This is a genomic window from Granulicatella sp. WM01 (genome assembly GCF_004570605.1).
Taxonomy (GTDB): domain Bacteria; phylum Bacillota; class Bacilli; order Lactobacillales; family Aerococcaceae; genus WM01.
Genome location: NZ_SPPB01000061.1, coordinates 1 through 10,022, shown reverse-complemented (window position 1 = coordinate 10,022; position 10,022 = coordinate 1). Strand labels below are relative to the sequence as shown.

The following is a 10,022-nucleotide window of genomic DNA, read 5'->3' as shown; positions in this document are numbered from 1 at the left end:
CTTTGATGACGTTATATTTTTTTATTTCATTCACTGTTAATTCTATCCTTTTCATATCTCTAGTTTATCATTTTGGGACATTTTGTCATTCGATTACTTTAAGACATTATCACATTCGATTGATATAAATAATAATTTTCTATTGACAAATCTTTTAAAATTTGGTATCTTCTGCTTATATTAATGAGAGGAGCGTTAAGAGATGAAAAATAGTGTGTCTTATTTTGTTAGCCAGCGTTGGCAAAGCCAATAGATACAGGTTGTTCTTAACGTACTTTTGTACATAGATACAACCTGCCATTTTTGTGCATGTGTATCTATGTGGTGATAAATGTGATAGACCCAGCCATGTAGAACGCTAACGTGGCTGTTTTATTTTGTAATGTTTAACAATAATAAAATGATAATGCCACTTATGTTTAAGTGGCTATTTTTGTCTTAAATGGGTTAATTATATTATAAGGAGAAAATAAAAATGAAAAATAAAAAATTATTAGGTGCGATTATAGGTATATTAATTCTTTTAGGTGGATATTTTATTGGTGCACAGAGTAATAAAAAGGATAATGGGTATTCTAATAAAGAGAATAAACAAATTCGTGTAGGTGTTTTACAATTATTAAGCCATGATGCTTTGGATACAATTTATAAAGGATTTAGAGAGGAAATGGAAAGATTAGGGTATAAAGATGGAAATAATGTGAGTATCCAATTACAAAATGCACAGGGTGATCAAAGTAATTTAGCGACAATGAGTGAAAAATTAAATCAGGAAACGGATATTTTAGTTGGAATTACAACAGCTTCATCAGTCTCACTTGCAAAAGCAACAAACAGTAAACCGATTATTTTAGCAGGCGTGTCTTATCCTGTACAATCAGGCTTAATGAAATCAGAGCAATCATCAGAAAATAATGTAACGGGTGTTGCACATCGTACACCAATTCAAGAACAATTTAATATTATGCTACAAGTTATGCCTAATCTTAAAAAAATTGGTTTTATTTATACAGCAAATGAGGACAATGCAGTTTTACAAATTGAAGAAGCAAAATTAGTGGCAGAAAAATTGGGATTGACTATTGAGCTTGCTTCTATTACAAATACAAATGATTTGCAACAAGTTAGTGAAAACTTGATGACTAAACAGGTTGATGCAGTATTTTTACCTGTAGATAATACAATTGCCAGTGCAATGCCTACAATTATTAATGTGACAGATAAATTTAATGTTCCAGTATTTCCTTCTGCAGAAACAATGGTTGCTGATGGTGGGGTATTGAGTATGGGAGTTAATCAATATAACATTGGTGTAGAAACGGCTAAAATTGTTGATAAAATCATAAAAGGTGAACATCCTCAAAATATTCCGTTATATATTCCAGCAGGAGATGAGCTATATATTAATGAGAAAAAAGCTCAACAATTACACATTACTATTCCAAAAGCATTAAAAGATAGAGCGAAAATTATTCATGGCAAACAATAAAAAATAGGAGAGATACGATGACAATCATTATTTCAGCGATTATGCAAGGGATTTTATGGAGTTTACTATCGCTTGGTTTATTTATTACATTTAGAATTTTATCATTTGCAGATATGACAACTGAAGGTACTTTTCCTTTGGGGGGAGCTGTTTGTGCTGTGTTAATTTATCAGGGTGTGCATCCTATTTTAGCAACAGTTATTGCAATGTGTTCAGGAATTATGGCAGGGTTATTAACTGGATTTTTAATGACAGTTTGTAAAATTCCTAGTTTATTATCTGGAATTTTGACAATGACAGCATTATTGTCTATTAATTTGAGGATTATGGGACGTGCTAATATGACACTTTTGAATAAACCGACAATTTTCACGAGTGTTTCATTTTTAAATTTACCGGAATATTTTGATGGTATTTTAGTAGGATTTATTTTAATCGGACTACTAATTGGCTTAATGCTATTTTTCTTTTCAACAGAACTTGGTCAAGCTCTTATTGCTACTGGTGATAATAAAAAAATGGCAAAATCATTAGGGATTTCAACGAATAAAATGACGATTTTTGGATTAATGATTGCCAATGCTATTATTGCACTATCAGGAGCTGTTTTAGCACAAAGTAATGGATTTATAGACGTAAATAGTGGAATAGGTACTATTGTCATTGCTCTTGCAGCAATTATTATTGCAGAAGTTTTATTTGCTAAAGTTTCTTTTGGAGAACGTTTAATTTCTATTGTTGTAGGAGCAATAGTATATCGCCTACTATTAGTTTTTGTCTTAAGTTTAAATATATTTGAGGCAAATGATTTTAAAATGATGTCTGCATGCATTATTGCTATTTTTCTAACTTTACCGCATGTCACATTGAAAAGTAAAAAAGGAGTATAGTATGACGTATATTAGATTACAAGATATTGATAAAACATTTTATATGAAAAATGATCAAGCCTATTATGCATTGAAAAACATATCTTTAAACATTGAAAAAGGAGATTTTATTACAGTAATAGGTGGAAATGGTGCAGGAAAGTCAACTTTATTAAATGCTCTAGCTGGAACATTCTTTTTGGATAGTGGAAAAATCATTATTGATGAACAAGATGTAACGCAATTGCCTGAACATAAACGTGCTAAACAAATTAGTCGAGTTTTCCAAGATCCCTCTCTTGGCACAGCACCAAGAATGACAATTTTGGAAAATATGGCATTGGCTTATCGACGTGGAAAAAAAAGAACATTAAAAAGAGGACATTCTCATGACGAAAAAGAATTTTTTAAACAGCAATTGGCTAGTTTGAATTTAAATTTGGAAACACGTTTAGAGAGTGAAGTTGGTGTTTTATCTGGTGGACAAAGACAAGCAATTGCTCTTATTATGGCAACATTACATTCACCAGAACTCCTGTTATTAGATGAACACACGGCGGCATTAGATCCTAAGACACAACGTATGATTATGGAGCTTACTCATCAAATCATTAAAAACAATCATTTAACAAGTTTAATGATTACTCATCATTTGCCAGACGCTTTACACTATGGAAATAGATTAATTGTGTTACATAGAGGAGAAATTGTAAAAGATTTTAATGAAGAAGAGAAAAAAGCATTACATGTAACAGATTTATATGAACTATTATTAACATTAGACGAAAGAATGTAAAAAACTTTACAATTTTGTTAAAAAAAGGGAAAATATAATAAATAATATTTTTAATGATATAGGGATTTGGTGGTGAAAAACATGTGTGCAAAACTTGATAATAAAGTTATTGAGCATGCTAAAACATTAGTTGCACAAAATCGTGTTATTAATGCGATAAAATATGCAGCTTCTAAAGTATGGTTTGCTGAAGTTTTGGATGGGATGCAATTATATGATGTCTATTTGGATACTACTGGTAATCATCAAGATTCGTGTTCTTGTCATGAATTTAAACAAAAACATTATTGTCGACACAGTGTTGCTGTTGAATTATATTTGAATGTAAAAGGGTATGAAAATATTAGACAAACACACTTAAAAGAAACGGTTGTTCCAACACATTATATTAATCAATTTAATAAAGAGATGTATTATTTATTGGATACAATGGAGAGAAAAAATGAACTAGTATTCTCTCAAAATGCCAATGTTCACCTAGACTGTCAAGTGTGTATTGATTATGAGCTTGGCAAAGTTGGAGAAGTCGTTAAATTAAGTTTGAAGATAGGAAAAGAAAAATATTATACAATTAAACAATTTCATCAATTTAGTTATGAATATACTTTGAAAATGATAAGTGATTTCGGCAGTCGTGAACAAATAAATTGGCAGTATGATGCTCTAGGGCACGTAGAGCACGCATTTTTAGAATGGTTATTTGAATTATTTGAGCAGGAAAGTATTGTGCAGTATGGAAAATATCTCATGATTCCTCCAGAGCATGTGGTTACTCTATTTGAAAAGATAAAGGCATTGCCTAATGCTACAATTATCTTTCAGCAAAATACTTTTCCAATATCAGCTTATCAGAGTGAAACTAAATTTTTACATATAAATATTGAAGAACATGAAGAACAATTGGTATTAAAATTGTTAAATCAACATATACACTTATTTGAAAAAATGCAATTGTTATGTATTGATGATGTGTTTTGTCATGTTTCATTTCAAAAAATGAAGATTTACAAAAAAGTGCTGAAGTTATTTAAACGCATGAAACAAAAAGAAGTTTATATACCTCAGACTTACATATCCGATTTTATTGATTATACGCTGCCTTTATTGAGCCAAATTGCTCACATTAATGATTCATTTATGAAAAAAGTAAGTCAAGAGAGTCCGGACGTTTTGTTTAGTGTTGATGTGCACGATTTGTCTGTATATATCACTATTGATTACCATTATCCACAAGCAGAATATGTGCAACGTGATGTGACTTTGGAAAATCAAATTAATCGGTGTTTGTACCAACTTGGGATTAAAAATTTAGAGAAGTTTTGTCATACGCATCATGAATTGTATCATTTTTTAAGCTATGATTTAAAATATTTAGAAAAATTCGGTTCGGTGCAGTTACCAAAAGACTTTCAAAATATATTTCTTGAGCATGTTACATTAGATATTGAAATTACTCGACAAGGTGGCTTACTAGATATTTCATTTGATATAGATGGCATCTCTCAATATGATATTGAGCATATTTTGAAACATATTAAAGAAAAATCAACTTTTTATGAGCTTTCTGATGGAAGAATGTTGCCTTTAGAAACTGAGGAGTTTTCAAAAGTACATCATATTTTGGATAATATTCGTGGAAAATATAGTATTAAAAATGGGACAGTTCAGTTACATCAAACACAAGCACTAAGTATAGTAGATAAGTTAGATGATGCCATTAAAGATGACTCTTTTAGGGCGTTAATTCATGATTTGACCCATCCTGAAACGTTTCCTGTGTCTATTCCAAAAACGTTAAAAGCTACATTAAAACCTTATCAAGAATATGGATTTAAATGGTTGAAAATGTTATCTTATCATAAGCTGGGAGGAATTTTAGCAGATGATATGGGACTTGGAAAAACCATTCAAGCGATTACATATCTTTTAAGTGAGTATGAGCAGAACAATATGAGAGATAAAAAAGCCTTAATTGTAGCACCTGCATCGCTCATTTTTAATTGGCAGTGTGAATTTGAAAAATTTGCTCCGAATTTAGTTGTTCGTGTGGTAAGTGGGACTAAACACGAGAGAATAAGTATGCTTAAAGATAAATCAATAGATGTGTTTATGACATCTTATCAATCATTTAGACGAGATATGTTGACGTATTATGATCAAGAATGGCATGTAGTCATTTTAGATGAGTCACAGCTATTAAAAAATGCCACGACAAAAATTCATCATAGTTTAAGGGATATTACAGCAGATTTCATGTTTGCTTTGAGTGGAACACCTATTGAAAATAGAAAAGAAGATTTTTGGTCGATTTATTCACTTATTTTACCTGGATTATTTCCTACAATAAAGGAATTTCGTCAATTATCTGATGAAACAATTGCAAAAATTGCACGTCCATTTTTACTAAGACGCTTAAAAAAAGATGTGTTGACAGAATTACCAGATAAACTTGAAACAGTAATGTACAGTGAATTGACAAAAGAACAAAAAGTAATTTATGTTGGTTATTTACAACGTATGCAGGAACAGATTCGTCACTATTCAGAACAAGATATGGTTCAACATAGATTTGATATTTTATCAGGTCTGACAAGACTTCGCCAGATTTGTTGTCACCCAGATTTATTTGTAGAAAATTATGTAGGAAAATCAGGGAAATTAGAACAGTTTTTAAATTTGGTAGGAACTGCTATTTCAAATGGGCATCGTTTATTAGTGTTTTCTCAGTTTTCTAAGATGTTAACAATTTTAGAAAAAGAATTGCAAGAACGGCATTATAAAACATTGCTATTAACAGGTAAAACACCTGTAAATGAGCGTCTTCATTTAGTTAATGAGTTTAACGAAGGAACATATGATGTTTTTTTACTTTCTTTAAAAGTTGGTGGGACAGGATTAAATTTAACTGGAGCTGATACGATTATTTTATATGATTTATGGTGGAATCCTGCTGTTGAAGAACAAGCTATGAGTCGAGCACACCGCATGGGACAAAAAAATACAGTTCAAGTTTATCGAATGGTATCTCAAGGAACGATAGAAGAAAAAATGTTACATTTACAGCAGAAGAAAAAAGAATTATTTGAGTCTGTTGTTGGTGATGAGAATAATGTTCTTTTAAATCGTCAAAATTTAACAAGTGAAGACATTAAAGACATTCTAGGTTTGTAGTTTTGTTAAGGGCATATATGAGGGAGAATATATCCCAAAATATCCTGTTTGTATTATTTTGTTGGAGAACTATTTTTTAGTTGTGTTTAGGAAAAAAAGAATAAAAAACTGTGAAAAAGAGTATTAAATGAAAAAAATAGTTGAGTAGGTTATATAAACGTGTTAAAATAACTTATGTAAAGAGTTTATACTCTAATCTTAAAAAATATTTTAATGAACAAAGGAGTTTTTTATTATGGAAAAAAGAGAATATCATGTAGTAGCAGAAACAGGGATTCATGCAAGACCAGCTACTTTATTAGTACAAGCAGCTAGTAAATTTTCTTCAGAAATCAATTTAGAGTATAAAGGGAAAAAAGTGAATTTAAAATCAATTATGGGCGTAATGTCTTTAGGTGTTGGTCAAGGTTCAGATGTTATCATTACAGCAGAGGGATCTGATGAAGTTGAAGCGATCAATGCGATTGACGAAGCAATGAAAAAAGAAGGATTGGCTGAATAATCATGGCAAAACATTTAACTGGTATTGCAGCAAGTGACGGTATTGCACTTGCTAAAGCGTATCGTTTAATTGAACCAGATTTATCATTTGAGACTAAAACAGTCGATAATGTTCAGGAAGAATTAGACAGATTAGATAAAGCATTAGCAAAATCTCAAGTTGAAATTGAAACAATTCGCGATGTTGCTTTAGCAAATTTAGGACCTAAAGAGGCGCAAGTGTTTGAAGCTCATTTAATGGTACTAAATGATCCAGAGTTGGTGGAGCAAATCCAAACAACAATTAAAGGAAAAAATACAAATGCGGAAGCTGCCTTAAAAGAAGTAGCAGATATGTTTATTGGTTTATTTGAATCAATGACTGATAATCCATACATGCAAGAAAGAGCAGCTGATATTCGTGATGTGACTAAGCGTGTATTGGCGAATTTGTTAGGTGTAAATATTCCTAGCCCAGCAACAATTCGTGAGGAAGTCATAATTGTGGCAAAAGATTTAACACCTAGTGATACTGCACAGTTAAATCGCCAATATGTTAAAGGATTTATTACTGATATTGGTGGTCGTACATCGCACTCAGCTATTATGGCACGTTCTTTAGAAATTCCTGCTATTGTAGGAACAGGAACAATTACAGAAGATGTAAAACAAGGTGATATGCTAATTATTGATGGATTAGATGGGAATGTATTTGTTAATCCTTCAGAAGATGTAATTGCTGAATACCACAAAAAAGCAGAAGATTTTGCTCAACAAAAAGCAGAATGGGAAAAACTTAAACATGAAGAAACCATTACAAAAGATGGGAAACATTTTGAGTTAGCTGCAAATATTGGTACACCAAAAGATTTAAAAGGTGTTCATGCTAATGGTGCTGAAGCTGTTGGTTTATACCGTACAGAATTTTTATATATGGATTCTGCTGAATTTCCAACTGAAGATGAGCAATTTGAAGCATATAAAGCTGTGTTAGAAGGTATGAATGGCAAAGCAGTTGTTGTGCGTACAATGGATATTGGTGGAGATAAGGAGTTACCGTATTTAGAGTTACCACACGAAATGAATCCTTTCTTAGGATACCGTGCAATTCGTATTTCACTGGATCGTAAAGATATGTTTAAAACGCAGTTACGTGCCTTGCTACGTGCATCTGTATATGGAAAATTACGTATCATGTTTCCAATGATTGCAACACTGCAAGAATTCCGTTCAGCTAAAGCTATTTTAAATAGTGTGAAAGAAGAATTATTAGCAGAAAACATTGTTGTATCAGAAGATATTCAAGTTGGTATTATGATTGAAATTCCTGCTGCGGCTGTATTGGCACATCAGTTTGCTAAAGAAGTTGATTTCTTCAGTATTGGAACAAATGATTTAATCCAATATACAATGGCTGCTGATCGTATGAATGAACAAGTGTCTTACTTGTATCAACCATATAATCCATCTATTTTAACATTGATTAAACATGTTATTGATTCTGCACATGCACAAGGCAAATGGGCTGGTATGTGTGGCGAAATGGCAGGCGATCAATTAGCTGTTCCATTGTTAGTTGGTTTAGGTTTAGACGAGTTTTCAATGAGTGCTTCAAGTATTTTAAAAACACGTAGTTTAATGAAAAAATTAGATACAACTGATATGAAACGTTTAGCTGAAAAAGCTGTAAATGACTGTTCAACAGTCGATGAAGTTATTGCTTTAGTTGAAGAAGTAGTAAATAATTTGTAAATTAATAAAAAGACTGATAGTTCATCTATCGGTCTTTTTTGGGTGCACAATAAATTGTGTTAGTTAATAAAATATAACTAAGTGTAGTAAATTTTTTTTGCCACATTCTTTTAAAAGATACAAATAATTAAGACGGTATTAGTTTTCATTTTTTAGATATAAAAAAGAAAAGTTAACTGAATTGTTAATATTTTAAAAGAATAAAAAATAGAATGTATAGTAGAATGATGGTGTATTGTATTCTTTTCTATAATTGTAGATTTACTGGAGAAATTAGTAATGATTATGACATGAACAATGTGAAAATACCTTTAGAAAAACATTGAAAAGTTCAATTCGTATCCATATGACTTTATCTAATAGAAACATAGCGACTTCGTAAGTAATTTGTCAAACGGATTAAGTTGATTTATAAAAGATTATATGTTATAACCAAATATGTAGTTAGACTTTAATGATTGGGAGACAGATCATGAATAATAAAGAATTTATTATGTATTTAGAAGATTTTATCACATTATCAAAGCTGAAAAAAGATGATATTTTTGTTTTAGGGTGTAGTACTAGTGAGATTTTAGGCAATAAAATAGGGAGTGCTACAAATTTGGAAATAGGTAGAGAAGTTATTGAGATGGTATATTCTGTTTTGAAAAAACATGACATATATTTTGCAGTTCAGTGTTGCGAGCATCTTAATCGTGCTTTAGTTGTTGAAAGTAATATCATGTCAAAATATTTTTTAGATGCTGTTAATGTTGTGCCTACTATTAAGGCAGGAGGAGCTATTGCAACTGCTGCTTGGGAAAAATTTGATAATCCTATTGTAGTAGAATATATCAGTGCAGATGCAGGTATAGATATAGGAGATACAGAAATTGGCATGCATATCAAATTTGTTCAAGTGCCATTTAGGCATTGTTTTAAATTATTTGGGAATGCTAGAGTAACTGGTTTATATTCTAGATTAAAATATATAGGAGGAGAAAGAGCACAATATACTATTGATAAATAAGTGTTCTGTATAGTTATGAAATTACATTTAAGTACAAAGGATGACATTGCTTATTTTGAGGATAAGTTAATGGAACATAATAAAAATTGTGTGTCAATCGAAAATGAAAATGTCCCAAAATGTGGGCCACTATAAGTGCAATGATTTTAAAAAAAATCATTGCACTTATAGGGCAAAATAATGTATGCTATTAAAGTATCAAGCAAGCTTGTTGTCTTGATACTCTTCAAGAGTTTTTCCAATACTCTTGAGATAGCGTTTGAAAGATGCCAGTTTCCACGGGTGTGATTGTGGTGGAACGTATTGGCGTCTTTCTTTTTTTATATTCTCACCCAAATCAAACACCGCTGAATGCTCTTCATGTGTTAACAAACAACGTGTGGCATAAATGTTGTCAGCGATATTCAAGAAAATATCCCCATTAAATGCTTCAATAACCAACGCTTTTGTGTG

Annotated in this window: 7 protein-coding genes and 1 pseudogene; 7 read left to right on the top strand and 1 reads right to left on the bottom strand. The window is 31.2% G+C overall.

Translation table 11 applies throughout. The features are described 5' to 3' along the window. The first annotated feature begins 475 nt into the window (after positions 1-475). The 7 genes from E4T68_RS07475 to E4T68_RS07445 all read left to right on the top strand — a co-directional run bounded on the left by E4T68_RS07475 (position 476) and on the right by E4T68_RS07445 (position 9,569). Positions 476-1,489 (top strand): ABC transporter substrate-binding protein, encoded by a 1,014-nt coding sequence (locus E4T68_RS07475; RefSeq protein ID WP_135125645.1) that lies wholly within the window; start codon positions 476-478, stop codon positions 1,487-1,489. A 17-nt stretch (positions 1,490-1,506) separates the two neighbouring features. After that, entirely contained in the window at positions 1,507-2,379 is an 873-nt protein-coding gene (locus tag E4T68_RS07470) for an ABC transporter permease (protein ID WP_135125643.1), read from the top strand. Between the two features lies 1 nt (position 2,380). Then, complete coding sequence (locus E4T68_RS07465; RefSeq protein WP_135125641.1) at positions 2,381-3,154, top strand: ABC transporter ATP-binding protein; 774 nt, start codon at positions 2,381-2,383, stop codon at positions 3,152-3,154. Between the two features lie 81 nt (positions 3,155-3,235). Continuing rightward, positions 3,236-6,325 carry a DEAD/DEAH box helicase gene (locus E4T68_RS07460; RefSeq protein ID WP_135125639.1) on the top strand — a complete coding sequence of 1,030 codons (3,090 nt, stop codon included), beginning with the start codon at positions 3,236-3,238 and terminating at the stop codon, positions 6,323-6,325. Positions 6,326-6,560: 235 nt separating this feature from the next. Beyond that, the gene (locus tag E4T68_RS07455; RefSeq protein ID WP_135125637.1) at positions 6,561-6,827 is read left to right on the top strand and encodes a phosphocarrier protein HPr; all 267 of its coding nucleotides are present in this window, start codon (positions 6,561-6,563) and stop codon (positions 6,825-6,827) included. 2 nt (positions 6,828-6,829) lie between these two features. Next, positions 6,830-8,557, top strand: coding sequence for a phosphoenolpyruvate--protein phosphotransferase (gene ptsP, locus E4T68_RS07450; RefSeq protein WP_135125635.1), 1,728 nt, complete (start codon positions 6,830-6,832; stop codon positions 8,555-8,557). Between the two features lie 472 nt (positions 8,558-9,029). Next, the gene (locus tag E4T68_RS07445; RefSeq protein ID WP_228099277.1) at positions 9,030-9,569 is read left to right on the top strand and encodes a TIGR01440 family protein; all 540 of its coding nucleotides are present in this window, start codon (positions 9,030-9,032) and stop codon (positions 9,567-9,569) included. A gap of 198 nt (positions 9,570-9,767) precedes the next feature. Here E4T68_RS07445 and E4T68_RS07440 read toward each other — a convergent pair. After that, positions 9,768-10,022: pseudogene (locus E4T68_RS07440) on the bottom strand (ISNCY family transposase); the annotation flags it as partial.